Annotated in this window: 26 protein-coding genes; 13 read left to right on the top strand and 13 right to left on the bottom strand. The window is 64.9% G+C overall.

What is annotated here, in order from left to right:
• Positions 1-8 precede the first annotated feature (8 nt).
• Genes AC6H34_RS05130 through AC6H34_RS05095 form a run of 8 tightly spaced genes read right to left on the bottom strand, consistent with a single transcriptional unit; the run spans position 9 to position 6,888 of the window.
• A complete protein-coding gene (locus AC6H34_RS05130) occupies positions 9-1,283 on the bottom strand; it encodes an MSMEG_0569 family flavin-dependent oxidoreductase (protein WP_497538099.1) in 1,275 nt (424 codons plus the stop codon).
• Between the two features lie 11 nt (positions 1,284-1,294).
• Positions 1,295-1,582 carry an MSMEG_0570 family nitrogen starvation response protein gene (locus AC6H34_RS05125; RefSeq protein ID WP_448151038.1) on the bottom strand — a complete coding sequence of 96 codons (288 nt, stop codon included), beginning with the start codon at positions 1,580-1,582 and terminating at the stop codon, positions 1,295-1,297.
• The gene (locus tag AC6H34_RS05120; RefSeq protein ID WP_497538098.1) at positions 1,575-2,738 is read right to left on the bottom strand and encodes an MSMEG_0565 family glycosyltransferase; all 1,164 of its coding nucleotides are present in this window, start codon (positions 2,736-2,738) and stop codon (positions 1,575-1,577) included. Before AC6H34_RS05120 ends, AC6H34_RS05125 begins: the two co-directional genes overlap by 8 nt.
• A complete protein-coding gene (locus AC6H34_RS05115) occupies positions 2,735-3,709 on the bottom strand; it encodes a sll0787 family AIR synthase-like protein (protein WP_497538097.1) in 975 nt (324 codons plus the stop codon). The genes AC6H34_RS05120 and AC6H34_RS05115 overlap by 4 nt, the downstream gene beginning before the upstream one ends.
• Positions 3,710-3,720: 11 nt before the next feature.
• Positions 3,721-4,263 (bottom strand): MSMEG_0567/Sll0786 family nitrogen starvation N-acetyltransferase, encoded by a 543-nt coding sequence (locus AC6H34_RS05110; RefSeq protein ID WP_497538096.1) that lies wholly within the window; start codon positions 4,261-4,263, stop codon positions 3,721-3,723.
• Positions 4,260-5,378, bottom strand: coding sequence for an MSMEG_0568 family radical SAM protein (locus AC6H34_RS05105; RefSeq protein WP_497538095.1), 1,119 nt, complete (start codon positions 5,376-5,378; stop codon positions 4,260-4,262). Before AC6H34_RS05105 ends, AC6H34_RS05110 begins: the two co-directional genes overlap by 4 nt.
• The gene (locus AC6H34_RS05100; RefSeq protein ID WP_448151043.1) at positions 5,305-6,348 is read right to left on the bottom strand and encodes a Nit6803 family nitrilase; all 1,044 of its coding nucleotides are present in this window, start codon (positions 6,346-6,348) and stop codon (positions 5,305-5,307) included. Before AC6H34_RS05100 ends, AC6H34_RS05105 begins: the two co-directional genes overlap by 74 nt.
• 57 nt (positions 6,349-6,405) lie before the next feature.
• A complete protein-coding gene (locus tag AC6H34_RS05095) occupies positions 6,406-6,888 on the bottom strand; it encodes an MSMEG_0572/Sll0783 family nitrogen starvation response protein (protein ID WP_448151044.1) in 483 nt (160 codons plus the stop codon).
• 307 nt (positions 6,889-7,195) lie between these two features.
• Between AC6H34_RS05095 and AC6H34_RS05090 the strand changes: the two genes are divergently transcribed.
• The gene (locus AC6H34_RS05090) at positions 7,196-8,578 is read left to right on the top strand and encodes an aminotransferase-like domain-containing protein (protein WP_448151045.1); all 1,383 of its coding nucleotides are present in this window, start codon (positions 7,196-7,198) and stop codon (positions 8,576-8,578) included.
• A 17-nt stretch (positions 8,579-8,595) separates the two neighbouring features.
• Here AC6H34_RS05090 and soxR read toward each other — a convergent pair whose 3' ends face one another.
• Entirely contained in the window at positions 8,596-9,030 is a 435-nt protein-coding gene (soxR, locus tag AC6H34_RS05085) for a redox-sensitive transcriptional activator SoxR (protein WP_448151417.1), read from the bottom strand.
• Between the two features lie 88 nt (positions 9,031-9,118).
• Here soxR and AC6H34_RS05080 point away from each other — a divergent pair, with 88 nt between their 5' ends.
• The 3 genes from AC6H34_RS05080 (at position 9,119) to AC6H34_RS05070 (ending at position 11,369) form a co-directional block, all read left to right on the top strand.
• The gene (locus tag AC6H34_RS05080; protein WP_448151046.1) at positions 9,119-9,841 is read left to right on the top strand and encodes an SDR family oxidoreductase; all 723 of its coding nucleotides are present in this window, start codon (positions 9,119-9,121) and stop codon (positions 9,839-9,841) included.
• Entirely contained in the window at positions 9,838-10,869 is a 1,032-nt protein-coding gene (locus AC6H34_RS05075) for an S-adenosylmethionine:tRNA ribosyltransferase-isomerase (protein ID WP_497538094.1), read from the top strand. The genes AC6H34_RS05080 and AC6H34_RS05075 overlap by 4 nt, the downstream gene beginning before the upstream one ends.
• Before the next feature lie 68 nt (positions 10,870-10,937).
• On the top strand, positions 10,938-11,369 hold the full coding sequence (locus AC6H34_RS05070; protein WP_497538093.1) for a cupin domain-containing protein: 432 nt from the start codon (positions 10,938-10,940) through the stop codon (positions 11,367-11,369).
• Between the two features lie 22 nt (positions 11,370-11,391).
• Here the strand turns inward: AC6H34_RS05070 and AC6H34_RS05065 are convergent, their stop codons facing one another.
• Positions 11,392-11,913 carry a VOC family protein gene (locus AC6H34_RS05065; RefSeq protein ID WP_497538092.1) on the bottom strand — a complete coding sequence of 174 codons (522 nt, stop codon included), beginning with the start codon at positions 11,911-11,913 and terminating at the stop codon, positions 11,392-11,394.
• Positions 11,914-12,066: 153 nt separating this feature from the next.
• Positions 12,067-12,516: a baeRF12 domain-containing protein gene (locus tag AC6H34_RS05060; RefSeq protein ID WP_497538091.1), complete on the bottom strand. Its 450-nt coding sequence runs from the start codon at positions 12,514-12,516 to the stop codon at positions 12,067-12,069.
• Positions 12,517-12,809: 293 nt separating this feature from the next.
• Here AC6H34_RS05060 and AC6H34_RS05055 point away from each other — a divergent pair, with 293 nt between their 5' ends.
• From AC6H34_RS05055 to AC6H34_RS05030, 6 genes are all read left to right on the top strand, one after another.
• Complete coding sequence (locus AC6H34_RS05055) at positions 12,810-14,279, top strand: ABC transporter substrate-binding protein (protein ID WP_448151051.1); 1,470 nt, start codon at positions 12,810-12,812, stop codon at positions 14,277-14,279.
• A 185-nt stretch (positions 14,280-14,464) separates the two neighbouring features.
• A complete protein-coding gene (locus tag AC6H34_RS05050) occupies positions 14,465-15,598 on the top strand; it encodes a carbohydrate ABC transporter permease (RefSeq protein ID WP_448151052.1) in 1,134 nt (377 codons plus the stop codon).
• Positions 15,598-16,650: a carbohydrate ABC transporter permease gene (locus AC6H34_RS05045; RefSeq protein WP_497538090.1), complete on the top strand. Its 1,053-nt coding sequence runs from the start codon at positions 15,598-15,600 to the stop codon at positions 16,648-16,650. Before AC6H34_RS05050 ends, AC6H34_RS05045 begins: the two co-directional genes overlap by 1 nt.
• Positions 16,651-16,896: 246 nt before the next feature.
• Positions 16,897-17,946 (top strand): ABC transporter ATP-binding protein, encoded by a 1,050-nt coding sequence (locus tag AC6H34_RS05040; protein ID WP_497538089.1) that lies wholly within the window; start codon positions 16,897-16,899, stop codon positions 17,944-17,946.
• A gap of 194 nt (positions 17,947-18,140) precedes the next feature.
• On the top strand, positions 18,141-18,551 hold the full coding sequence (locus AC6H34_RS05035; RefSeq protein ID WP_448151055.1) for a carboxymuconolactone decarboxylase family protein: 411 nt from the start codon (positions 18,141-18,143) through the stop codon (positions 18,549-18,551).
• Positions 18,552-18,625: 74 nt separating this feature from the next.
• On the top strand, positions 18,626-19,027 hold the full coding sequence (locus tag AC6H34_RS05030) for an ester cyclase (RefSeq protein ID WP_448151056.1): 402 nt from the start codon (positions 18,626-18,628) through the stop codon (positions 19,025-19,027).
• 106 nt (positions 19,028-19,133) lie between these two features.
• On the opposite strand, the gene AC6H34_RS05025 is transcribed toward AC6H34_RS05030, so the two are convergent.
• Positions 19,134-19,415: a BrnA antitoxin family protein gene (locus AC6H34_RS05025; RefSeq protein ID WP_497538088.1), complete on the bottom strand. Its 282-nt coding sequence runs from the start codon at positions 19,413-19,415 to the stop codon at positions 19,134-19,136.
• Positions 19,416-19,495: 80 nt separating this feature from the next.
• Positions 19,496-19,966 (bottom strand): Lrp/AsnC ligand binding domain-containing protein, encoded by a 471-nt coding sequence (locus AC6H34_RS05020; protein ID WP_448151058.1) that lies wholly within the window; start codon positions 19,964-19,966, stop codon positions 19,496-19,498.
• 224 nt (positions 19,967-20,190) lie between these two features.
• On the opposite strand from AC6H34_RS05020, the gene putA reads away from it, so the two are divergent.
• The 3 genes from putA (at position 20,191) to AC6H34_RS05005 (ending at position 24,795) form a co-directional block, all read left to right on the top strand.
• Positions 20,191-23,274, top strand: a complete 3,084-nt coding sequence (putA, locus tag AC6H34_RS05015) for a bifunctional proline dehydrogenase/L-glutamate gamma-semialdehyde dehydrogenase PutA (protein WP_497538087.1) — start codon at positions 20,191-20,193, stop codon at positions 23,272-23,274.
• 163 nt (positions 23,275-23,437) lie between these two features.
• On the top strand, positions 23,438-23,653 hold the full coding sequence (locus tag AC6H34_RS05010) for an alkylphosphonate utilization protein (RefSeq protein ID WP_428184612.1): 216 nt from the start codon (positions 23,438-23,440) through the stop codon (positions 23,651-23,653).
• 143 nt (positions 23,654-23,796) lie between these two features.
• Positions 23,797-24,795, top strand: a complete 999-nt coding sequence (locus AC6H34_RS05005; RefSeq protein WP_448151060.1) for a Gfo/Idh/MocA family protein — start codon at positions 23,797-23,799, stop codon at positions 24,793-24,795.
• The last annotated feature ends 28 nt before the right edge of the window (positions 24,796-24,823 follow it).

Below are 24,823 nucleotides of genomic sequence, written 5' to 3'. Positions count from 1 at the left end.
AAGTGCCTTCAGACGGCCATTCGGACAGGCGTCGCACGCGTCTCGTTCGCCCGCAGCGTCGCGAGATGGTCGACCGCGAAGCCGGCGTCCCGGCCGACGCTGAGGAAGCGCCCCGACCCCCAGGTCCAGAGCCACGGCATGCCGACTACGTAGAGGCCTCGCACATTCGTCACGCCGCGCCGGTGTGCGGGATAGCCGGTCTGGTCGAGGAAGGGCAGCTCCACCCATGACCAATCCGAACGGAAGCCGGTGCTCCATACGATGCCGGTGACGCCCGCGGCTTCGAGGTCGAGGCTGTGTACGGGTTCGCCGGGTTGCCAGACGGGGCTGTAGTGCGACCCCTCCGGCGCAGGGATGGCCTTTTCGGCGATGTGACGGTCGATCAGGGCACAGATACCGTTATAGACCGTATCGGCGGCGTCGAGGTTGCGGGCAAGGTCGTCGGCGAGGGCCAGTCGCCCGTCCTCGATGCCTGTGAGACGGCCATGCAGGACCATGCCCTCGCTCGCAAAGCGGCGCAGGTCGATGTCGCGGCCGCCTCCCCGCCCGGTGAGATAATGGTTGGCGTTCCTGCGGACCTTGTCTCCGAGCGGGTGATCCTCGACCGTCATCTCGTACTGGCCGAGATCGTCGAGCCAGTCCACCGCGTCGCGCCCGCGATAGAAGCGAGGGCAGCGCGGCGCACTGCCGACGACGAGGTGCACGGAGCGGCCCGCCAGATGCAGATCCTCCGCGATCTGGCAACCGGACTGGCCGGAACCGACGACGAGGATCTTGCCCGGCGGCAACTGGGCGGGATTCCTGTAGGCGGAGGAGTGAATCTGGACGATGCCCTTGGGAATGCTGGCGGCCATCGCCGGGATATTGGGCACGTGGTAGGCGCTGACGGCCAGGATGACGGCGTCCGCGGTCACACGGCCCTCGCTCGTCTCCACGAGAAAGCCTCCTTCCTCTGGTGCCACACGCGTAACGGCGACACCTTCCCGGACCGGCGCGCCGATCCGGCGGGCGAAGGCCTCGACATAGGCGACGATCTCGTCGCGCGGCATGAAACCGTGCGGCTCGGGGCCGGCATAGGGAAAGTCCGGCAGCTGGCATTGCCAGTTCGGGGTCACCAGGCAGAAGGCATCCCATCGCTGGTTGCGCCAGGTGTGGGCGATGCGGTTCTTCTCGAAGACGACATGGTCGATGCCGTGCCGTTCGAGGTGGTGGCTCGCGGACAGGCCGGCCTGTCCGCCGCCGATCACGACGACGCTGTGATGGGTGGGAAGAGGGGCACGCATGGGCAGCTCCTTCATTCGACAAAGGTGATACAGGTGACGGTGGGGGCGGGGGTATCGGCGAAGCGGCGGGCGTGGACTTCGATGTCGTGCAACTGCCCGAGCGCCCGTGAGCAGGGCACGCCGTATCGGGCCTCCACACGGTCGCTGGCGATATTGAGGGCGGTGCGGCTGCGTTCGAGAAAGTCGGCCAGCGAATAGCAGCCACCCGGCGCGAAATAGTCCTTGATGACGAGGGAGGGGGAGTAGCAGCTCACTTCCTCGCCATCGGGCCAGCGTATGACAAAGCGCATCTCAGGCATGCTGGCGTGCTCCAAGGGTTCGATAGATGGGCAGGTGGGCGCGCGCGGTGTCGGCCCAACTGTGCCGCGAGGCGACCGCCAGGCCACGCTGGACCAGCCTTTCGCGTTGCGGAGAACGGATGGCCGCGATCATCGCGTCCGCGATCGAGCCCGTCGACATCGGATCGCACCAGACCACGTCGCCATCGGCGAGGTAGTCGGTGAAGGGTGCGATATGCGAGACGATGACCGGGATCCCACACGCCATGGCCTCGATGACGGCCAGTCCGAATCCCTCCTTGAGGGAGGGAAAAACCAGCGCCGATGAGATTCGGTAGAGGGCGGCCATGTCGGCTTGGGGTATCGGCCCCGTCAGCACCACGGAGCCGGGCAGGAGACGGGACTGGCCGAGAGCCAGCCTGAATTCGGCCTGGTAGGCGGCGTGGTCGAGAACCGAGGCGCCGCCCGCCAGCACGAGCTGGGAGCCTGGCAGCACGGCCTGCGCCTGGCTGAACGCCTGCAGGATGCGGAGTGTGTTCTTGCGTTTCTCCACCCCGCCGACGCTCAGGAAGACGGGCCCTCGTCCAAGGCCGAGGCGGCGCACCAGCCCGGGCTCCGTGCCGTCCTTCTCGGGCTGAAAGAATGCGGTATCGACACCGTTCCCGACAACGGCCGCGGCGATCCCCATGTCGCGCCCGAGCCCGCGGCGCCAATGCTCGCTGACCACGAAATGCCGGTCCGCGCCGTGGATGGAGCGGGCCTGCAGTGCTGCGATACGGGGATCTTCGAAATGGTCGACATGGTGCACGGTGCGGGCGAAGGCGGGGATCAGCCGCTCCTTGCGCAGAGTCGCGAGTGCGTTGCCGGAAATGCCGTCATGGGCGTGGAACACATCGAAACGGCGGCGGGCATGGTCGCTGAAATAGCGCTGGTAGTCGGCGATGCGCGTCTCCACCATGGCGAGGGTATCCCCCTCGAAGGAGGCGGCGGGCACGCAGGCGGTTTCGCAGCGCGCCTTCCGGAAGAAACCCGCTGTCCTGGCGTCCGGCGCATGCACCACCGCCTCATGACCGAGGGCCGTCAGGGCTTCTCCCAGTGCGAGGGCGTGCACGACTCCTCCGCGCGGATTGGTCGAGTGGGTAAGGATCGCGATGCGGAGCGGACCGGGGATGCTCATGCCGCAGCCTCCTGTCGCGACAGGCCGAGCAGTGGCTGGATCGCATGATCGCGGATGACTTCGCGGTGCCTTCCCAGCGAGATCGCAACCTCGCGGGAACCGTTGAAGGACCCGATCGCCGCTGCGCCTATGTCGCGCCGGGCGAAGCGGTCGATGACGGTTCCCGCATCGCCCGGCTTCACGGCGATCAGGTAGCCGAAGCTCGGAAAGGTGGTGAGCCAGCGCTCCATCGGCACGCCCGGCGGCATGGGGACGGCGCCGAGATCGAGGTCGATGCCTGCGCCCGAGCACTCGGCGAGCATGATCGTCGTGCCGACGATGCCGCCCTGGCTGATGTCCTTGGCCGCGCGCGCCAGGCCATCCTCGGCAAGCGATGGCAGGATCTCGATGTCCGCGCGGAGCCGGGCGGGTGGCGCATCCGTTGCCGCCTCCCAGTTCGAGAAGGGCTCGCGATAGCGCCCCCTCAGGTCGATCGCGGCAATGAGCGTATCGCCCGGCCGGGCGTCGAAGCTGGTCAGGAGCCTGCCCGCGCGTCCGAGTATGGCGACGGAGAGCTGGCCGCGATCCGTCCGCACATTGGTGTGGCCGCCGACGATCGGCACGCCATAGGCGCGGGCGGCCGCGCGCAGGCCGGCAAGCACGGGCGCCGCCCCTGCCTCGCCGTCGGCCCAGACGGCGTCCACTACGGCGATGGGGCGTCCTCCCATGGCGGCCACGTCCGAGATGTTGACCATGACCCCGCACCAGCCGGCGAACCAGGGGTCGCGTGCGACGAATTCGTTCATGAAGCCTTCGATGGCGAAGAGAAGGTGACCATTCGCCTCCTCGATGACGGCGCAATCGTCGCCGACCGGGATGGGCATGTCGGCGGAGAGGCCCAGATTGGCCGCCACGGCGGCGATGTCCCGCTTGCCGTTGATGCCGCGGTTTTCGCGAAGGGATGCCGCTAGGTCAGCGAGGTGGATCGTCATCTCCATTTCCCTTACGCGGCCTTGCGGGCGAGGGCGCGGAAGCCCTGCTCGGCATTTTCGAAGGGGCGGTAGTGGTCGAGATCCGCAGTCATGAGATGATGCCGGCGGCCGAGCAGTTCGATCTCCTCGACACTGCGCCAATGCAGCCGGCGAAAGAGCAGCACGTTCTGCTCCTGCACGCGGGCGAGGAAGCGCCGGCACCCCTTCGCATGGGCTGAGGAGACCGCGAGGCGGATGAGAGAGGCGCCAAGCGCACCGACCTTGCGATAGTCGGCGGCTACGGCAAGGCGCGACCCCCACCACACGCCGTCCGTCTCCTCATGGATGCGGACAGTGCCAACGACCCGGTCGGCTGCGACCGCCAGCATCGAGAGCGCCACGATGGGGATGGCGCGATCGTCGATGGCATCGATGTCGTGCCCGTCGAACAGGCCCTGTTCCTCGCAGAACACGGCACGCCGGAGAGCGAGGGCACCGGCGCGTTCCCAGTTTTGCGTGGCGAACTTGACTTGGAACTCGCTCGCGATGAACGGCTTGAACGGCTCGAAGATCATTTCACCTGCATCCTCTCATAGGCGGACAGAGCCGAGCAGGCCCCGCAGCGCCCGCAACCGGCCTTGATGTCGGCAGCCTTCAGGCCGGCCTTCACCAGCATGGCCGACAGGGGGCCGAGAACGGCGTGCATGAAGGCGGGCGGCGGCGTGGGGTGGCTTTCGAGCGGCGTGCCGGAAATCGGCACGAAGGGCACCACGAACGGGTAGACGCCGAGGGCCACCAGCCTCTCGCACGTCGCGAGGATTGCGTCGGGCGTGTCGCCCAGGCCGGCCAGGATGTAGGTCGACACCTGGCCCCGGCCGAAGACCGGCACGGCGGCTGCGAAGGACGACATGTATTTCTCGAGCGATACCTGCGCCTTGCCCGGCATGATGCGCTCGCGGACTTCAGGGGTGACCGCTTCCAGGTGCATGCCGAGAGCGTCGACGCCCGCCTCGCGCAGGCGCTCAAACCAGGCGTCGTCCTCCGGCGGTTCGCACTGGGCCTGTATTGCCAGGTCGACGGCGGCCTTGATCGCTCGCGCGCTGTCGGCGAGGACGGCGGCTCCACGATCCTCGCCGCGCGGAGTACCCGTCGTCATCACCATATGCCTGACGCCGTCGAGCTCGACGGCTGCCTTCGCTACCTCCGCCAGCTGTGCCGGCGTCTTGCGCGCGATGGTGCGACCGGCCGCGAGGGACTGGCCGATGGCGCAGAACTGGCAGGTCTTGGTGCGGCTCTGGTAGCGAATGCAGGTCTGCAGCACCGTCGTGGCCAGCACGTCGCGGCCGTGGAGCACCGCGATCTTGGAGTAGGGCGTGCCGTCGGCCGTGGTCATGTCGTAGAAGCGCGGGCGCAGCGGGAAGGTGACTTCGCCGACAGGCCGCCCCTCCCGACTGATGCGGCTCCGGCCGAAGGCATCGGGCCTCTCGACGAGATAGGGGCTTTCGAAGGCCGGCGCGGTATGGACGGGCACCATCACGGTCATGCCGTCGATGGTCATCGCCTTGTGGTCGGATGGACCTGCGCCGCCCCGGCGGCTCTCATGCCCGGCCTTCGGGTCAACCAGCCGCGCTCCGAAGGACTGCAACTCGTTGATCAACTGCGTCGTCGGCAGGGTTGCTGCGTTTTCCATCGGACAGGCTCCTTGGATCGGGTTGTTCGGCAAGGGGGGCGGCGAATTCGAGGGCGCTGGCGGCATGGCCGTCGAGCACGAGATGCAGGAGTTCGGGGCGCGCATAGTGGCCGACCGAGTCCATCATCCGCTTGCGCTTGAGGATCAGGCTCATGTCGAGGTCGGCCAGGAGAATGCCCTCGCCCTCGGTGAGGGGCGGCACGACATGCCGGCCCTCGGGCGAGACGATCGCCGTCATGCAGCCGCCGCGCAGGCCGCGCTGCAGGCCTTCGTCCGGCGTGATCGAGGCGATCTGGGCCTCCGTCAGCCAGCCCGTGGCGTTGACGACGAAGCAGCCGCTTTCGAGCGCGTGGTGGCGGATGGTGACTTCGATCTGCTCGGCGAAGATCGGCCCCACCAGCGAGCCGGGAAACTGCGCGATATGGATTTCCTCGTGCTGGGCCATCAGGGCATAGCGGGCGAGGGGGTTGTAGTGCTCCCAGCAGGCGAGGGCGCCGATGCGCCCGGCCGCGGTATCGACCACGGCGAGACCCGATCCGTCGCCCTGGCCCCAGATCATGCGTTCATGGAAGGTCGGCGTGATCTTGCGCCGCTTGAGGCGCAACGTGCCGTCGGCGTCGAAGACGAGCTGGGTGTTGTAGAGCGAGCCGTGGTCGCGCTCGTTGATGCCGAGGACCAAGACCACGCCGTGCTGGCGGGCGGCAGCGGCCACGGCGTCCGTGGCGGGGCTCGGAACGCTGACGGCGTGCTCGTAGAGGCGCAGATGCTCCTTGCCGGTGAGCACGGGAGGCAGGACGAACGAGAAATAGGGGTACCAGGGCACGAAGGTCTCGGGAAACACCACGAGTTCGGCACCCTTGCCGGCAGCATCCGCGACGGCGGCCAGCACCTTGGCGATCGTGCCTTCCCGGGAGGTGAGGTCCGGCGCGATCTGCACGGCGGCGGCCCTGATCGATGTCTTTGCGGTCATTCCTGATCCTCCGCTCGATTTGTCGGGCGGCGGGGCGGACCCCGCCGGCGCGGTGCCTCACAAGGTCCAGGTATCGAGGATGAAGGCGTTGTCCTTGCGGTGAAGCAGGATGAGGTCGAGAACGTCGAGCGGGCTGATCGGCTGGATGCCCGGAATGAGCGAGGGTTCGCCGTGGCCGTAGAGGGCCTGCAGGGCAAAGCGGCACGCATAAACCTTGCCGCCCTCGGCCAGGAACTTCTCGATCTGGTTGTTGAAGTTGAGATGGCCTGGAAAAGCCTCGTCCCCGAGCTTGGGAAAGCCGCGTTGGACGCCGAGCGTCACGCCCGGGCCGTAGAGGAGGACCGAGGTGTCGAAGCCCTTGCGCTTGAGGCGCGTGGCCTGCAGCAGGTTGACGAAGCCGATGGAGCCTTCGAAGGCCACGGTGTGGAAGGTCACGAGAGCCTTCTCACCCGGCTCGGCTTTCACGTCCTCGAAAAGCTTCTGCTCGTAGTCGACGAAATAGTCGCCCTTCTGATGAGCGGGCTTGGTGACGGCTGGCATGCTGAAACTCCTCTTTGGGCAGGACACGCCCCTCGGCGGTCGCTTGCTCTGCAAGGCAATCGGCGTGCCAACACTCAAGCAGTCAATTAGTCGTCAAAAAATCCAAAAATCCATTCAACATTACTGTCAACATTGATCTCATATGGTCAAAGATGGTCAATTTATATGCGGATATACGGTTCATTATGCTTCAAAATCCCGCATTGGCTCTTCCGGCTAAGATGCAGTCAATTATCTTGAAATTTATGAATGACAGGCGGTGAGGCCTTCAATATACAGTCAATTTATGAGGTGACTGGAGGTCTGCATGAAGGATTGGCGACCCGATCTGGCTCGAAGCGAGGGACCGCTCTATCTCGCGATCGCGGACGCCATCGCGCAGGACATCGCGCAGGGCGTCCTCGCGGTGGGCGCTCGCCTTCCACCCCAGCGCAAGCTCGCCGCTGTGCTGGATGTCGACTTCACCACGGTGGCCCGCGGCTATGTCGAGGCGGGCAAGCGCGGTCTGATCGAGTCGACCGTCGGCCGCGGCAGTTTCGTGCGCAGCAATGCCGCCCTGCGCGACGATGGCGATCCCCGGCGCCAGCAACTCGCCGACTTCTCGATGAACATGCCGCCCGAGCCTGATGATCCGGAACTCGTCGCCCGCATGCAGGACGGCTTCGTCAGCGTCGCGCGGGATCTTCTGCCGCTGCTGCGCTACCAGGGCTTCGGCGGAGCACCGATGGACAAGGATGCCGCGTCGGCCTGGCTCGGTCGGCGTGCCCTGGTGCCCGCCCAGGAGCGCATCTTCGTCACGCCCGGCGCACATCCCGCCCTCGTAGGCATCTTGAGCCTTCTCGCGAAAACGGGCGATACGGTGCTGTCCGAGGCGATCACCTATCCGGGCGTGCGCTCGATCACCGCCCAGCTCGGCCTCAACCTCGTCGGGCTCGAGACCGATGGCGACGGCATCCTGCCCGAGGCGCTGGAGGAAGCCGTGCGGCGCCATCATCCGAAGGCGCTCTATCTCAATCCGACCTTGCAGAACCCGACGACGGTGACCATCCCTGAACGGCGGCGTTCCGAGATCTGCGCTGTGGCGCGCCGGCACCGCTTGCAGGTCGTCGAGGACGATGCCTATGGCTTCATTCCGGCCTATGGGCCGCCGCCCCTGGCGGCGATCGCCCCGGACATCTGCTGGCACATTGCGGGCCTGGCCAAGTGCATTGGCGCGGGCCTGCGCCTGGCCTATGTCGTGGCTCCCGATGCACGGGCGGGCTGGTCTTTCGTCGCCGCCTTGCGGGCGCTTTCGGTCATGGCTTCCCCGCTGACCGCAGCCGTGGCGACGCGCTGGATCGAGGACGGCACCGCCGATACCATCCTGCGCTTCATTCGCGCCGAGGCAGCAGCCCGGGAAAAGCTGGCCTCCCAGTTCTTCGAGCCGGGCACCTATCTTTCCGATCCGCTCAGCTTCAACATCTGGCTGCCGCTCGGCAATGGCTGGACGCGATCTGCCTTCGCCAGCCATGTCCGCCGCACCGGTATCGGCGTCGTTGTCAGCGACGCCTTCACCGTGGCCGGCCCGCCGCCGGAAGCGGTGCGAGTCGGTTTGGGCGGGCCGATCAGCCGTGAACGGTTGCGCACCGGGCTCGAATTCATGGCGCATGCCCTGGAGGGTTCGCCGGAGACTGCGGCCGCCTTCTTCTGAGCAGCCGTCCGGGGGCGTCACCCCATCCAGTTCCGCGCGCCGGGACCCCTGCGGCTGGCTTCGTCCGCCGGATTGGCGAGGCGGCAGCGGTCGATCGACAGGCAGCCGCAGCCGATACATTCGGTCAGCCCGGCCCGGAGGCGCTGCAGTTCTGCGATCCGCTCGTCGACCCTCTTCGTCCACTCGCCCGAGAGCTTCCGCCAGTCCTGGCGCGAGGGGACCCGGTCCGCCGGCAGCCTGGCGAGCTGGACTCCGATCTCATCGAGGCTCAAGCCGATCTTCTGCGCAAAGACGATGAAGGCGATACGGCGTAGCGTCGAGCGGGGATAGCGGCGATGCCCCGATCCTGCCCGCTCCGAACTGATGAGGCCACGCTCCTCGTAGAAGCGGAGAGCCGACGAGGCGACACCGCTGCGCCGCGCGATTTCACTGATGGGAAGCACGACATCCATTGGCGGACTAGAGCACATGCGGCTCTTGACTTCAAGTTCACTTGAACTTGTATCCATGTGCCTTCATTGAACGAAGGAGCTTTGGTCCATGTCCGATCACAATGCCGTTGCCGGGCTGCGAGTGGCCATTACGGGAGGTACGTCAGGCCTGGGATTGGCGCTGGTCCGGCGGTTGTCCGCCGAAGGCGCGCACCTGGCCTTCATTGCGCGAACGACGGCCACGGTGGAACGGATCGCCCGCGAGTCGGGTGCCCACGGCCTCGTCGGCGATATCGCCCGCAAGGAAGACATCCATCCCCTCTGCCTGCAGATCCTCGGCATGCTCGGGGGGCTCGACGTGCTCATCAACAACGCTTCGAGCCTTGGGCCGGTCCCGCTTGCGCTGCTGGCGGATACCCAATGCGAGGAACTGGAACAGGCGCTGGCCACCAATCTCGTCGGACCCTTCCGGCTGACCAAGGCGCTTTATGGCGCTCTCGCCGCCTCGGCGCGCGAGGGGCGGGGGGCCGTCGTCGTCAACATCTCCAGCGATGCCGCCGTCAGCGCCTATGCCGGATGGGGTGCCTATGGCGCGAGCAAGGCCGCCCTGCGTCAGCTCACCGCCATATGGGCGGAAGAGGCGAAGGGCGAGAATGTGCGCTTCCTGTCCATCGATCCCGGTGACATGGACACGCCCCTGCACGCTATTGCGGTTCCGGAAGCCGATCGCGCCGCCCTGAAAGCGCCGGCGATGGCCGCCGGCGAGATCGTCGAGAGCATCCGCGATGCGCTCGCCGGGGCGTCCGCCGCAACGGCCGAGGTCCAGCCATGATCCTTGCCGACAGTCCCGGTCGCGACGGTCCGAGGCTCCTTTCGCTGGACGTCGGGGGGCAGATCCGGCATCTGCCGCGCCGCGCGCTGGGACAGCTGTTTCGCGCGGGCGACCTCGTGGTGGCCAATGACGCGGCGACGTTACCGGCGAGCCTCCACGGCAGGCATGAGGCGAGCGGCGAGGCGATCGAGATCCGACTTGCAGCCTGGATTGAGCCGGGCGACTGTCCCCATTTCCTAGCTGTTGCCTTCGGAGGGGGCGACTATCGCACCCTCACGGAGGAGAGGTCCCCGCCACCCCAAATATCGCCCGGCGACCGTCTCGTCCTGGGGCCTCTTGCAGCGGTCGTGGAACACCTGTGCGATCATCCGCGCTTGCTGGCCTTGCGCTTCGCCTCGGACCGGGCCGGCTTTTTCACCGGGCTGGCACGACATGGTCGGCCCATCCAGTATGCCCACGTCGAGCAGCCCCTGGCCCTATGGGATGTCTGGACGCCGGTTGCCGCCGATCCCATGGCCTTCGAAGCGCCCTCGGCAGGGTTCTCGCTCGGCTGGCATACCCTTGCGGCATGGCGGCAGCGCGGGGTCGGCTTTGCCACCCTCACGCATGCCGCCGGCATCTCCTCGACAGGGGATCCGGCGCTCGACCGGCGATTCCCACTGGACGAGCCGTACCGCATCTGCCGGGCAACTGCTGCAGCGGTGAACGAGACCAGGGCACGTGGCGGGCGCATCATCGCCATCGGGACCAGCGTCGTACGGGCGCTCGAAACGGCGGCGGCGCAAACGGGATATGTCGCCTGGGGAGATGGTACCGCACGCGGGCGCATCGGACCGCAGACAAGTCTGCGTGTCACCGATGCCATTCTTACCGGCGTCCACCAGCCCGGCGAAAGTCATTTCGAACTCCTGCGCGCCTTCGCCGACGACAAGGTGCTGCACCGCCTCGTCCTGATGGCCGAAGCGTGGCAATATCGCCCGCACGAGTTCGGCGACTCCATGCTGATAGAGCGGCAGGGCCGGACATAGCGCGATGGTCACGGCCCGGTCACGTCGGCCGGCCTAGATGGCCGACGTCCAGGACCGACGGGAGACCCATGATGACCGAGACAGCCGCCAAGCCGAACCGGGAGCCAGTCTGCACGGTGCTGCGCAGCAGTACCCCTTTCATCGGCAAGCAGGGCTTCTCCTATGCCCCAGCCATCTCGTCAGAGACCGTGGGCTCCCGCTCCATCCACATGCAGATCGTCACCATTCCGCCGGGTGCCCGTGCCAAGGCGCACAGGCATGAGGCGCATGAGACGGCCATCTACGTGCTGACGGGCGAGAGCGGCATGCACTATGGCGAGAAGCTCGAACATCACATGGTCGCCAGGGCCGGGGACTTCGTCTACATCCCCGCCAACATGCCGCATCTTCCCTACAATCTCAGCGACACCGAACCCTGCACGGCGGTGATCTCACGCACCGACCCAAACGAGCAGGAGAGCGTCGTCCTGATGCCGGAACTCGACCGCATCAACGCCTGAGCCAGAGGGGTCGCCCCCGCATCTATTGCGGCGGGTAGATGGTATACATGCCCGCGGGCAGGTCCTGGACCGGGCAGTTTCCGAGTTCGTAGATGAAGTCGACCTTCTTCTCCGTATCGAGATAGAAGTGGAAGTCGGCGAAGAACTGGCCGGTCTGGGTGACGTCGATATCGAGCGCCTTGTACCCCGCCAGCACGGCGTCGAAGTCCCTTTCCTCGATTTTTTCCTTGATGTGGTGAAGTCCCTCGCCCTTCTCCTCGAGAAAGCGCTTGTAGATGGTCGGTCCGTAGACCGGCTGGATGATTTCCACTTCCATGTCCCCGATCCAGGAAATGGCGATCAGGAACTTGAAGGGTTCGGTGACGGGCTCTCCGCCGACCTTGAGGTTCCTCACCGTATCGTTGGTGAAGGAGAAGACCTTCCAGGGCCCGACCTTGAGGTTCTCCACCCAGGCTTTCAGGCTTTTCTCCAGATCCCATGTGACCCAGGCAATCTGATAGATCTTGCGTGTGGCGTTGAAGGCCTTGAGCTCGTCATTCGTCATGTTTCCCATCCCCGATATTGATTTGCCTGGTTGTTGTGGCTGTCCCGCGCGTCTTCGGGCCGCGCAATACGGTGCAACATGCGCGCCGAAGACCAGCCGGCGGGATCTTAAACAGGATGGATCACGACGTGCAAAGCATAGTCGCCGCCGCACCTACAAAGCCGAGAGGATCTTCTCGATCTCCGATACGGGGTGGGAGGTCAGCTCCTTGGGGACTTCGGCCGAGATGCGGGCCGTGACCTCCTTATGAAAGGCCTTGCGCATCTCGCCGAGCACCTTCGGAGGAGCGACGACGACGAGCTTGTTGCAATGGCCGGCATGAATGCGCCTGTAGAGCGTGCCGGCGATTTCGGCGGCGAAGCGTTCCTCGGCCAGCCGGTGCCAATCGGTCTCTTCCATGGCGCTGCGCCCACTTCCCACGCCCGCCACTGCGCGCCCGGGCTGATCGGTGCCTTGTTCGGAAGTCGAGGGATTGTCCTGCTGGAAAACGTCCTCCACCTCCAGGCGCAGATGCGCGGCGCGTCCCTTGTTGCGGAGGAACAGGGCCTTCCGGCCATCGCCGACGAGAACAAGGGCGTCATGGGGGATAATGTTGTCGATCATTTCGCTAAACCACTTTCTTCAGGACCGGCGCGGCGGTGGCGGGGAACGTAGCGTACCGGTGCTTCCAACGGGGCCCGCAATGCCGCGGGCCGACCTTCCCGGGAAACGAAAGCCCGGCGGGTAAAGTTCCGGCCGGCAGGCTGCCCAACCGCGCGCAGCCGAAATGAATCTTCCGACATTTGACGTTTTGTCAGCGGCGATGGCATAATCACCAACATGCAGTGGATCGCTACGTCGCGAGACCATTTGCAATGACATGCATGACAATAAAAGCATGAAATTGGGAGGATTGGATGGCTTCGAAACTCGGAGTTTTCAGCGCTGCCGTCGCGGCCGTGGCCCTTGCCACCACGGCTCTGCCTGCGGGCGCGGGCGAATTCGACGGCGTGACAGTGAATGTCATGACGCAGACCGGCGCAATTCAGGAGCCGCTGCAGCGGCGGGCGCCTGAATTCGAGAAATTGACCGGCGCCAAGATCAATGTGATCGCGGTTCCCTTCTCCGACCTCTACCAGAAGGTCCTGACGGACTGGGCGAGCGGCACCAATTCGGTCGACGCGGCAGTGTTCGCGCCGCAGTGGATGGTGGACTATGTCGCCGGCGGGTATCTGGAAGACATTGGCGACCGGGTCGCCAAGGACAAGAACATCGAGTGGAACGACATCGCGCCGTTCTTCCGCGATTTCTCGTCGAGCTACGGCGGCAAGACCTATCTCGTGCCGCTCGATGGCGACTTCCACATGCTCTATTACCGTACCGACATCTTCGAGAAGGCTGGCCTCAAGCCGCCGACGACCTGGGACGAATATCTGGAAGATGCCAAGAAGCTGAACGGCATGGAGGTCGACGGCCAGAAGGTCTACGGCTCCTGCATCGCCAAGAAGCGCAACGCCCAGAGCTACTGGTTCGTCACCGACGTGGTCAGCTCGATGACCCAGTCGAAGGGTACGGCGCAGGGCACCTTCTTCAACACCAAGGACATGACGCCGCTCGTCGACAACGAGGCCTTCCGCAAGGCGCTGGCCTTCCTGAAGGAATCGAGCAAATACGGCCCGCCGGACGAGCTCAACATGGATGTCTCCGACACCCGCCCGCTGTTCACCTCCGGCAAATGCGCCCTGAACCTGGACTGGGGTGATGTCGGCGTGCTCGCCATCGATCCCGCCACCTCCAAGGTGATCGACAAGACCGGCGCCACCATCATGCCCGGCTCCAAGGAAGTGCTGAACGTCGACACGGGCAAGCTCGAAGCCTGCACCAAGGATAATTGCCCCAATGCCATCGACGGCGTGAACCATGCGCCCTACGCGGCCTTCGGCGGCTGGAGCGGCGGCATCAATGCCAAGGCGAGCGACAAGGTGAAGGACGCTGCCTACGCCTTCTTCTCTTATCTCAGCGCCCCGGCTCAATCCAATGTCGACGTCACCATCGGCAAGACCGGCTTCAATCCCTATCGCCTGTCGCAGCTCTCCTACAATGACAGCTGGAAGAAGGGTGGCATGAGCGAGAAGGCCGCCGGTTTCTATCTCGGCGCCATCAAGGACAGCCTCAACAGCCCCAACATGGTGCTGGACCTGCGTATCCCGCAGAACCAGAAGTACCAGCAGGTCGTGCTGGACGAGGCGATTGCCCGCTACCTGGCCGGCGAGATCGACGAGGATACCACCATCAAGACCATCGCCGATGGCTGGAAGGACCTCAACGACCAGATCGGCACCGAGGATCAGCTGAAGTTCTACAAGAACACGCTCGGCGCGAAGTAAGCGCATGGCACGGCCGTGGCGGCCTGCCGCCACGGCTTTTCGATAAGTCGCAGTGACTGGGGCGGTAGACGTGCCCGTCAGCACTTATCCTATTGTACCCGTACCGTTTCAAAGAGGCGGACGGGGACGACCGCGGTCCCAGCCGCTGAGCGTTCCCGGCCAAGTTTCGCAATATCGGGCAGCTCATGGCCGTCAACGTCTCCATCCCCGACGAAACCGACCGGCGCGAGCGTCTGTCGCAGTGGATCGACCGCCATTCCGGCCGCATCATGGTGCTCCCGGCGGTGCTCATCCTGCTGGCCTTCGCCATCTTCCCGCTGATCGCCTCGGCCTATCTGTCACTGTCTCGCTTCGCCCTGGCGGCCGGCAGCTTCAAGCTGACCTTCATCGGCTTCTACAATTACAGCCGCCTTTTTCTCGGCGTGCAGCAATATCATTTCCTTGGCACGCTCAAGGCACTGGGCCCACTCGGCTGGGTGTTGCTGGCTGTCGCCATCGCCCTGATGCTGGTCTGGCTCGTGCGTTTCGCCATGACCGGTTTCAACGTGCTGGGCCTGCTGGGCCGGCTCATCACGGCGAGCCTCATCGTCGGCGTCTGGTATGTCGTACTCGCCACGGTCTTTGCCGGATCCATACCCGGTACCCTGCTCAATACACTGCTCTACGTTATCGTCGGCGTGTTCTTCCAGTTCCTGATCGGCCTCGGCCTGGCGCTGCTCTGCGCCCAGCCCATCCGGGCCCGCAACTGGTTCCGCGTGATCTTCTTCATTCCGGTGATGGTGACGCCGGTGGGCGTGGCCTACATCTTCCGCATGCTTGCGGACATGCAGAAGGGGCCGTTCGCGCCTCTCAGCCAGATCTTCGGCGTCAGCCAGTGGTCCTGGGCGACCGAGGCATGGTCGGCCCGGCTGATGGTGATGATCGGCGACACCTGGCAGTGGACCCCCTTCATGTTCATCGTCCTGCTGGCGGCGGTGGAGAACCAGCCGCGCGACCAGCTCGAGGCTGCCCATCTCGACGGCGCGGGTCCGTGGCAGATCTTCAAGGACATCACCTGGCCTTCCATCGCGCCCGTTGCCGCGACCGTGGTGCTGATCCGCCTGATCGAGGCCTTCAAGATCATCGACATGCCGAACGTGCTCACGGCGGGCGGTCCGGGCCTCGCCACCGAATCCCTGACGCTGCATTCCTTCATCGCCTGGCGCACCCAGGACCTCGGCGGCTCAGCGGCCGTAGGCTATCTTCTTCTGTTCGTCTCGACGATCACCTGCGTCTCCTTCTTCAACTTCGTGGTGCGGCCGACCAGGAGATATCAGTGATGTCAACGGCTCCCGATACACGCCCGCTGATGCAGCGCCTTTTCGAGCGCCGGAGCCTCGAAGAGATGGCGCCGGTGCCGAAGGCACTCACCTATCTCGTCCTGCTCGGCTGGACATTCGTGGTGCTGTTCCCGCTGTACTGGGTGCTCGTCACCTCGCTCAAAGTGCAGATCCAGGTCGATGCCGGGCCCTACTACATCCCCTTCGTCGATTTCCAGCCGACGCTGGATGCCTGGAACTTCATGCTGTTCCAGAACAACACGCTCTGGCCCTATGTGAACTCGATCATCGTCGCGCTCTCCAGCACCATCCTGGCGCTGCTGATCGGTTCGGCCGCCGCCTATGCACTGGTCCGCATCCAGTTCCAGGTGAAGATCGCTGCCGTCGCCTCCTTCATCCTGCTGGTGATCGGCATCATCCTGGCTGTGACGCAATTCTCGGTGCCCTGGCAGGTGGCGACCATCGCCGCCATCGTGCTGTTCTTCCTAATCCTCGGCACTATCGGCAAGCGCTTCAAGGCAGCGCTCGGCAACAGCGATATCGAGTTCTGGATGATCTCGAACCGTATCATGCCGCCGATCGTGGCCGTGCTGCCGATCTATGTGATGTTCCAGAATCTCAAGCTGCTCGACACGCAGGTCGCGCTGATCTCCACCTATACCGCCGTCAACCTGCCCATCGTGGTCTGGCTGACGCGCGACTTCTTTGCCGGCATCCCGATCGATCTCGAGGAGAGCGCGGAGATCGACGGCGCCTCCAAGCTGCGCGTGTTCTTCACCATCGCCCTGCCGCTGGTGCGTTCGGGCCTTGCCGCCACCTTCATGCTGGTGCTGATCCTGGCCTGGAACGAATACCTCCTGGCGCTGTTCCTCTCCAACGCCAACGCGCAGACCATGCCGGTGCTGGTCTCGGCCCAGAACACGACCCGTGGCCCGCAATGGTGGTACATGTCCGTGCTGATCGTCATCATGATCGTGCCGGTCATCGTCATCGCGTCCTTCCTGCAGAAACATATCGCGCGTGGCCTGATGGTCGGCGCGGTGAAGGGGTAGGGCGATGATCGGATGCGCTGGAGAAAATGCGTTGAGCTTGGCTGGACCGCATAGAATGGAGCGTGTCGCCTGGACCTTTCCTGCCCCTTATGGGGAGGAAATAGAAGGGTGGGGCGGGCTGCTCGACGGGGAGCGCCCCATCCGATACGACCCCCATCCCTTAACCTTCCCCACAGGGGAGAAGGGAATGGCCGACGTCGTGCCAGAGATACCAATGTTTGAACCAGTCGCCGGGATACGTTGCCGATGCAAGTGACGCTGAAGAACATTCACAAGTCGTTCGGCGCCGTCGACGTCGTCAAGGGTCTCGACCTGGACGTGAAGGACGGCGAATTCCTGGTGCTCCTCGGCGCCTCCGGATCGGGCAAGACCACGGCGCTGCGCATGATCGCCGGGCTGGAGACGGTGACCTCCGGCAATGTCTATATCGGCGAGCGGGACGTCACCAACATCCTGCCGAAGTACCGCGACATTGCGATGGTGTTCCAGTCCTATGCGCTCTATCCGCACAAGACGGTGTTCGCGAACATCGCCTATCCCCTCACCGTGCGCAAACATCCCAAGGCCGAGATCGAGGCGGCGGTGAAGGACGTTGCGCGGCAGGTCCAGCTCGACCATCTGCTCGACCGCTACCCGCGCCAGCTCTCCGGTGGCCAGCGTCAGCGCGTGGCGCTTGCCCGGGCGATCATCCGCCGCCCGGCCGCCTTCCTGATGGACGAGCCGCTCTCCAATCTCGATGCCAAGCTGCGCGGGCATATGAGGGCCGAACTCAAGCACATGCAGCACGAACTCGGGATCACGACCATCTACGTGACCCATGACCAGGTGGAGGCGATGACGCTCGCCCATCGGGTGGCCCTGCTCGACAAGGGCGTGCTCCAGCAACTCGACACGCCGGCAAACATCTACAACCGTCCAGCCAATCTTTTCGTGGCCGGCTTCATCGGCTCGCCGCCGATGAATTTCCTCGAGGGCGAATTGCAGGACGGAAAGTTCTCATCGCCGGCCGGCAGCTTCGGTACCAACGGCCATGCAAGCACGGCGAAAGCCGTGGCCGGCATCCGCCCCGAGGATTGCCGTGTCACCACGCCCGATCTCGGCAAGTTCGCGGGCGAGGTCTTCGCCACCGAGCTGATCGGCGATCACTCGCTCGTGACCTGCCGCTGCGGCTCTTCCACCGTGACCGTCAAGGTCGACAAGGATTTCCAGCGCGAGATCGGCGAGCAGATCGGCATCGGTTTTGACGAGAAGGCGCTGCACCTGTTCGATGCGGCAAGCGGGGAGCGGGTGGGATAGTCCGGAGCTTCAGCACCTGATCGAGATCCCTCCTTTCCGGCGTTTGCATATCCCTGCTTGCCGGGACAAGCTCAGCAATGACAAAAAGCCGGGGTTATGCCGATTTGTGAGTCGAGCTCCTTCAGGCCAACCTCCCTGGACCCCGAGTCCTTCGCAAAGAGTGGGTCTGGAAACCCTGAAGCCAGGAGATATCGATGACCACCGTCAGACTGCTCACCGATGCCGAGGTGGAGGCCATCCCCGCCGCAAAGGCCGTGTTCGACGATATCCGGGCCACGCGCAAATCGGACTTCGTCAACAATTTCTGGCGCGGCCTCGCCAATGACCCCGCATTGCTGAAGCGGACATGGGAAGATCTGAAGGCGGTCATGGTGGGCGAGGGCGCACTCGATCCCCTGGTCCGCGAGATGATCTATATCGCGGTTTCCACTGCCAATGGCTGCCAGTACTGCGTCCATTCACATACCGCGGCCGCACGCGCCAGGGGCATGACCGATGCTCAATATGGCGAACTCCTCGCCGTGATCGGCCTTGCCGGAAAGACCAACCATCTGGTCACGGCCATGCAGATCCCCGCCGATCCGGAATTCCAGATAGGGAACTAAGCGCAAGGGGTGCAATTTGGGGACCGTTACCAGACATACCCCGCACTCCGCGCATCCAGTCAGGGGCAACCGCCGTGAACAAGGCCGACCTTGCCGAGATCTATCGCAACTACATCGCCTGCCTGAACAAGCAGGAGTGGCCCAGGCTCGGGCAATTCGTCCACGGGGACGCCATCCACAACGACCGGCAAGTCGGATTGTCGGGGTATCTTGCAATGCTGGAGCGGGATTTCGACGAGATCCCCGATCTTTATTTCGACGTCGGGATGCTGATTTCGGATCCACCTCGCATCGCGAGCCGGATACTCTTCGACTGCCGGCCGAAAGCAAGGTTCTTCGGGCTACCGGTGAACGGCAAGCGCGTCCGCTTCGCCGAGAACGTTATCTATGAATTTCGTGATGGAAAGATCGCGCAGGTGTGGTCGGTCATCGACAAGGCCGCCATCGAGGTGCAACTCCAGGGGGCGCCGGCTTGAGTTCGCCAGCTGTGCTCCTGGATGGCCGAAAGCCACCGTGGTATCCATGACGCGCTCGTGCAAGAGCCTGTGTTCATGGATTCCGGTTCTTGCGCCGGAATGACGCCTACCCGTCGTTTTCAGCGTTGAGCTCATCCGGGCGCAGGCCCTCGGCCTGGTCAATACCGGAGGCTTCCCTCAGGATCGCGTTGATGCGGTCCTGCCAGCCCGCTCCTTCAGCCTGGTAGTGCTCGATCATGTCCCGGTCCAGGCGCAGCGAGACCAATTCCTTTGCCTTGGGAATGGCGGGCTTTGCGGGCGCCGCGGCAGCCTTCGGGCCCTTGGCCTTGAAAACGGCCTCGGCCTGTTTCCAGGGATCGGCCGGCCGCCGTGTTCTGTCGTTGGTCATCGCGGGCTCCTGCTCTGCCGGATCGGGATGGGATGCTGTGCCACACCCATACGACGTTGCGTCTGCAGCGCCAAGGGCCCTCATACCGGCAGTCCCTGATCCGCCTTGACCTCCTCCATGACTGTATAGGTCCTCGTCTCGCGTACGCCCGGGACGGTCCAGAGCGCGTTGCCGAGGAAGTCGCGGTAGGCGGCCATGTCGGCCACACGCACCTTGAGGAGATAGTCGAAACCGCCGGCCACCATGTGGCATTCGGCGACGTCCGGGGTGCGACGCACGGCGTCGGCGAAGCGGTCGAATACATCGGGCGTGGTCTTGTCGAGAAGGACCTCGACGAACACGAGAAACGAGCGGTCGAGCTTGGCGGCATCGAGGCGAGCGCCGAAACCGGTGATGAAACCGTCGCGCGTGAGACGTTTGATACGCTCCGTCGTCGCGGTCGGCGAGAGACCGATGCGCTCGGCGAGCTCGACGGTTGCGAGGCGGCCGTCGGCCTGCAGGAGGCGCAGGATCTTGCGGTCGGTACGGTCGATGGCGGACGTTTCGGGCATGCGCGTATCCTGCTGTGCCGGCCTCCGGTGCGGCATGATGATATCCTGGCGTCCCACCCAAGGGTGGGTCGGTCCGGAGGCCCGCACACCAAGCCCGCAGGTATGGAGGATATCTCTATATATATCGACTAATATAGGGAATATCGCTACAATTTTGCAAAAATTGCCGTCGAAAAACTATGAATTCGGTGAGAGATTCCAGCATCTCCAAGGGAGTCACTGAAATGCCGAGCCTTCCGCAGTTCCAAGCGCCCTATGCAGCCGACGATTCCACCATTGTGGCGCAGTTGCTGGCCGATCCCGCCATCGACCAGGCGGGCCAGGCCCGCATCGACGCCACCGCCACCCGCCTTGTCGAGGCAATCCGCAAGGGCGTCGGCTCGATCGGCGGCATCGAGGACTTCCTGCGCGAGTACTCCCTTTCGACGCAGGAGGGGCTTGCGCTGATGATCCTGGCAGAGGCGCTGTTGCGCGTCCCCGACAAGGAGACGGCTGACGCCCTCATCGAGGACAAGCTTGGCCAGGGAGACTGGGCCAATCGCGAGACCAAGTCGGAGGCGAGGCTGGTGGCGGCATCGGCCTGGGCGCTTGGCGTCACCGCCCGGGTGATTCAGCCCGGCGAAACGCCGGAAGGCATCGTCGCCTCGCTCGCCAAGCGCATCGGCCTGCCGGCGGTGCGCACCGCAACCCGCCAGGCGATGAAGGTACTCGGTTCGCATTTCGTGCTGGGCCAGACCATCGGCGATGCCCTCAAGCGGGCCGCTTCAGGCGAGGGCAGGGGCTTTCGCTATTCCTTCGACATGCTGGGCGAGGGAGCGCGCACGGCGGAGGACGCCAAGCGCTATTTCAAGAGCTACAGCGATGCGATCGACGCTATCGGACGCTCTGCCGGCAAGGCGGCGCTGCCCTCTCGTCCCGGCATCTCCGTCAAGCTGTCGGCATTGCATCCGCGCTACGAGGCTCTCAGCCACGATCGCGTGATGACCGAACTGGTGCCGCTGGTGAAGGAACTCGCCCGCAAGGCCAGGGACTACGACCTCAACTTTACCATCGACGCCGAGGAGGCCGACCGGCTCGAACTCTCCCTCGATGTCATCGCCGCCGTTCTCGCGGATCCGGCCCTCGAGGGCTGGATCGGCTTCGGCCTCGCCATCCAGGCCTACCAGAAGCGCGCCTATGCCGTGATCGAATATGTCGAGGCGCTGGCAAAGGCGCTCGGCCGACGGCTCATGGTGCGCCTGGTCAAGGGCGCCTATTGGGACACCGAGGTCAAGCGCGCCCAGGAGCGGGGGCTGGAAGACTATCCGGTCTTCACCCGCAAGGCAGTGACGGACCTCAACTACATCCATTGCGCCCGCCGCATGCTGCAGGCGCGACCGCATATCTATCCGCAGTTCGCGACCCACAATGCGCTGTCCATCGCCACCATCGTCGAACTCGCCGGCGGCACCGAGGGCTATGAGTTCCAGCGCCTGCATGGCATGGGCGATCTCGCCTACAAGGCCCTGATGAAGGAGAGGCCCGGCACGTCCTGCCGCGTCTATGCGCCTGTCGGGGGCCACGCAGACCTGCTCGCCTATCTCGTGCGGCGCCTGCTCGAGAACGGCGCCAACTCGAACTTCGTTTCCGTTGCAGCCGATCCCGCCGTGCCGATCTCCAGCCTGCTGCGCCGCCCCGAGATTCAGATCGGCAACGCCAGGAAGGCACGCCATCCCCGCATTCCCATGCCGAGCCAGCTCTATGGCGAGGAGCGGGACAATTCCGACGGCGTCGAACTCGGGTCGCGCGAGGACCTCGCACGCCTGCAGGCCGACCTCGCCAAGGGCGGCCGGGTGGATGCCACGCCCCTGATCGGCGGCAAGCCCGCGGCTGGCAAGTCGCGGCCGGTGATCTCGCCCGTCGACGGCAAGACCGTGGCGGGTACCGTGACCGAAGCCGGCGAGGATCAGGCGCGGGAGGCGATGAAGGTCGCTGCGGGCGGTTTCCGCGCCTGGGATCGCACCGAGGTCACCACGCGCGCCGCCGCGCTCGATAACGCCGCCAATCTGATGGAGGCGCGCCGCGGCCAGCTTCTTTCCCTGCTGCAGGTCGAAGCCGGCAAGACCATCGACGACGCCATCGCGGAACTGCGCGAGGCGGTCGATTTCTGCCGCTACTATGCGGCACAGGCCCGCAGGCTGTTCGAGGCAGGCGAGGCGATGCCCGGCCCCACGGGTGAGGACAATCGTCTCCTCCATCGCGGCCGCGGTGTCTTCGTCTGCATCAGTCCCTGGAACTTCCCGCTCGCGATCTTCCTCGGCCAGGTCGCGGCCGCGCTTGCCGCCGGCAATGCGGTGGTCGCCAAGCCGGCGGAGCAGACCCCGCTGATCGCCTATGAGGCAGTGAGGATCCTGCACGAGGCCGGCGTGCCCGGCAGCGTCCTGCAATTCGTACCGGGCGACGGCCATATCGGCGCCACCCTGATCGGCAACGCCGCCGTGGCCGGCGTCGCCTTCACCGGTTCGACCGAGACGGCCTGGGCGATCAATCGGGCTCTTGCGGCCAAGAACGCACCGATCGTGCCGCTGATCGCGGAAACCGGGGGCATCAATGCCATGGTGGTCGACGCGACCGCGCTGCCCGAACAGGTGGCCGACGACGTGGTGCTCTCCGCTTTCCGTTCGGCTGGCCAGCGCTGCTCCGCCCTGCGCCTTCTGTGCGTGCAGGACGACGTCGCCGACAAGATCATCACCATGATCAAGGGAGCGGCCGAGGAGCTGAAGCTGGGAGACCCTCGCGACCTCTCCGTCCATGTCGGCCCGGTCATCGATGCCGAGGCCAAGGCCGGGCTTGAGGCCCACATCGCGGCCATGAGGACAGCCGCCAAGGTGCATCTCCTCACCGAGCCGCCGGCCGAGGGCAGCTATGTCGGGCCGCACATCTTCGAGATCGGCAAGGTGGAAGACCTCAAGCGCGAGGTATTCGGACCGGTGCTGCATGTGGTGCGCTGGAAGGCGGGCAAACTCGAGGCGCTGCTCGATGCTATCGCCGCGAGCGGTTACGGTCTTACGCTCGGCGTCCATACGCGCATCGACACGACAATCGAGACCGTTACCGACCGCATGCCGGCGGGCAATATCTATGTGAACCGCAACATGATCGGCGCCGTGGTCGGCACCCAGCCTTTCGGCGGCGTCGGCCTTTCGGGCACCGGCCCCAAGGCAGGCGGTCCCAATTACCTCAAGCGCTTCGCCTCCGAGCAGGTGGTGGCGGTCAACACCGCGGCCGCCGGCGGCAATGCCAGCCTGATCGCGATGGGCGAGGAGTAGGCGTCCTGGCACCGCCGGCTTCCAGCCGGCTCCCTGTGAGCGGAAGGAGCGCTCCTTTTCGCTCCGTCACTGAAAAGCCGGCTGGAAGCCGGCGGTCCCAGCGAAGTTCGCCTTTCCGGCCAGGCCTGCTATGAGGCTGCCGCAACAACCAACAGGATTCGGCATGAGCGACGTCAAGGACAGCAACGGCACAACCCTGAGCGACGGGGACTCCGTGACCCTCATCAAGGATCTCAAGGTGAAGGGAACGTCCGTTACCCTCAAGCGCGGCACGCTGGTCAAGAATATCCGCCTGACCGATGATCCCGACGAGATCGAAGGGAAGGTCGAGAAGGTCAAGGGCCTGGTCCTGCGGACGGAATTCGTGAAGAAGGCCTGATCCCAGGCGCCTTTCCTGGGGGGTCGATCATCGGTTGGTACCTTTGGTCACCCCCGCATCCAGAGCGGAAGGCGATCCCGGGGCTTCCATCCTCTCCCCTGCCATGCCAGAAATAGTCAGACATATCAGGGAGGAGAGCCGGCATGGCCAAGACGCGTTGGGGCATCATTTCGACCGCCAAGATCGGCACGGGCAAGGTGATTCCGGGCATCCAGAGGGCACCGTCCGCGGAGGTTGTCGCCATCGCATCGCGCGATCTCGCACGGGCACAGGAGGCGGCGAAGGAACTCGGCATTCCCAAGGCCTACGGTTCCTACGAGGAGATGCTGGCCGATCCGGAAATCGAGGCGGTCTACAATCCCCTGCCCAATCACCTTCATGTGCCACTGACCTTGCAGGCCGTCGCGGCCGGCAAGCACGTCCTGTGCGAAAAGCCGATCGGCCTCGATGCCGACGATGCGGCCAAGCTGCTATCCCTGCCGCAGGACCGGCTGGTGATGGAGGCCTTCATGGTGCGCTTCCACCCGCAATGGCTACGCGCCCGCGAGGCGGCCCGTTCGGGCGAACTCGGCGAGGTCCGCGCGATCCAGGCTTTCTTCTCCTATTACAACGTCGACCCAGCCAATATCCGCAACCAGCTCGACATCGGCGGCGGCGGCATCATGGATATCGGCTGCTACCCCATCGTGGCGGGCCGCTTCATCTTCGGTGCCGAGCCGCAGCGCGTCGTGGCGCTGGTCGATCGCGATCCGGATACGGGTGTCGATCGCCTCGCCTCGGCAATTCTCGATTTCGGCGGGGGGCGGCGCACCGAGTTCACCTGCTCCACCCAGCTCACGCCCTTGCAGCGGGTCGATATCGTTGGCACGAAGAAACGTTTCCAGGTCACCATTCCCTTCAACGCGCCGCAGATGGAAGCCGTGACCGTGATCACCGATGACGGCTCGAAGCTCGGCGACGTCTCGGCGGTGCCTGAGGTCATACACCCCGTCGATCAATATGCGGAGCAGGCCGAAGCCTTCTCGAAGGCCGTGCGCGGCGAGATCACGCTGCCCTATGGTCCAGCCGATGCGGTGCAGAACATGAAGATCATCGACGCGCTGTTCCGCTCGGAAAAGAGCGGGGCCTGGGAGAGGGTGTAGGCTTTCCTGGAACCGCCCGCATCCTGCC

Source organism: Labrys sp. ALF-8, from assembly GCF_059699065.1.
Note: the sequence above shows the minus strand (reverse complement) of the source record. Positions and strands in the feature narration are given on the sequence as shown.

Bases quoted from the DNA above. Each gene is read 5' to 3' on its own strand.
- putA (WP_497538087.1), top strand. From the start codon at position 20,191: ATGCCGAGCCTTCCGCAGTTCCAAGCGCCCTATGCAGCCGACGATTCC.
- AC6H34_RS05125 (WP_448151038.1), bottom strand. From the start codon at position 1,582: ATGCCTGAGATGCGCTTTGTCATACGCTGGCCCGATGGCGAGGAAGTG.
- AC6H34_RS05070 (WP_497538093.1), top strand. From the start codon at position 10,938: ATGATGACCGAGACAGCCGCCAAGCCGAACCGGGAGCCAGTCTGCACG.
- AC6H34_RS05090 (WP_448151045.1), top strand. From the start codon at position 7,196: ATGAAGGATTGGCGACCCGATCTGGCTCGAAGCGAGGGACCGCTCTAT.
- AC6H34_RS05055 (WP_448151051.1), top strand. From the start codon at position 12,810: ATGGCTTCGAAACTCGGAGTTTTCAGCGCTGCCGTCGCGGCCGTGGCC.
- AC6H34_RS05110 (WP_497538096.1), bottom strand. From the start codon at position 4,263: ATGATCTTCGAGCCGTTCAAGCCGTTCATCGCGAGCGAGTTCCAAGTC.
- AC6H34_RS05010 (WP_428184612.1), top strand. From the start codon at position 23,438: ATGAGCGACGTCAAGGACAGCAACGGCACAACCCTGAGCGACGGGGAC.
- AC6H34_RS05120 (WP_497538098.1), bottom strand. From the start codon at position 2,738: ATGAGCATCCCCGGTCCGCTCCGCATCGCGATCCTTACCCACTCGACC.
- AC6H34_RS05065 (WP_497538092.1), bottom strand. From the start codon at position 11,913: ATGACGAATGACGAGCTCAAGGCCTTCAACGCCACACGCAAGATCTAT.
- AC6H34_RS05040 (WP_497538089.1), top strand. From the start codon at position 16,897: ATGCAAGTGACGCTGAAGAACATTCACAAGTCGTTCGGCGCCGTCGAC.
- AC6H34_RS05130 (WP_497538099.1), bottom strand. From the start codon at position 1,283: ATGCGTGCCCCTCTTCCCACCCATCACAGCGTCGTCGTGATCGGCGGC.
- AC6H34_RS05025 (WP_497538088.1), bottom strand. From the start codon at position 19,415: ATGACCAACGACAGAACACGGCGGCCGGCCGATCCCTGGAAACAGGCC.
- AC6H34_RS05050 (WP_448151052.1), top strand. From the start codon at position 14,465: ATGGCCGTCAACGTCTCCATCCCCGACGAAACCGACCGGCGCGAGCGT.
- AC6H34_RS05060 (WP_497538091.1), bottom strand. From the start codon at position 12,516: ATGATCGACAACATTATCCCCCATGACGCCCTTGTTCTCGTCGGCGAT.
- AC6H34_RS05020 (WP_448151058.1), bottom strand. From the start codon at position 19,966: ATGCCCGAAACGTCCGCCATCGACCGTACCGACCGCAAGATCCTGCGC.
- AC6H34_RS05105 (WP_497538095.1), bottom strand. From the start codon at position 5,378: ATGGAAAACGCAGCAACCCTGCCGACGACGCAGTTGATCAACGAGTTG.
- AC6H34_RS05075 (WP_497538094.1), top strand. From the start codon at position 9,838: ATGATCCTTGCCGACAGTCCCGGTCGCGACGGTCCGAGGCTCCTTTCG.
- AC6H34_RS05100 (WP_448151043.1), bottom strand. From the start codon at position 6,348: ATGACCGCAAAGACATCGATCAGGGCCGCCGCCGTGCAGATCGCGCCG.
- AC6H34_RS05045 (WP_497538090.1), top strand. From the start codon at position 15,598: ATGTCAACGGCTCCCGATACACGCCCGCTGATGCAGCGCCTTTTCGAG.
- soxR (WP_448151417.1), bottom strand. From the start codon at position 9,030: ATGGATGTCGTGCTTCCCATCAGTGAAATCGCGCGGCGCAGCGGTGTC.
- AC6H34_RS05005 (WP_448151060.1), top strand. From the start codon at position 23,797: ATGGCCAAGACGCGTTGGGGCATCATTTCGACCGCCAAGATCGGCACG.
- AC6H34_RS05080 (WP_448151046.1), top strand. From the start codon at position 9,119: ATGTCCGATCACAATGCCGTTGCCGGGCTGCGAGTGGCCATTACGGGA.
- AC6H34_RS05115 (WP_497538097.1), bottom strand. From the start codon at position 3,709: ATGACGATCCACCTCGCTGACCTAGCGGCATCCCTTCGCGAAAACCGC.
- AC6H34_RS05095 (WP_448151044.1), bottom strand. From the start codon at position 6,888: ATGCCAGCCGTCACCAAGCCCGCTCATCAGAAGGGCGACTATTTCGTC.
- AC6H34_RS05035 (WP_448151055.1), top strand. From the start codon at position 18,141: ATGACCACCGTCAGACTGCTCACCGATGCCGAGGTGGAGGCCATCCCC.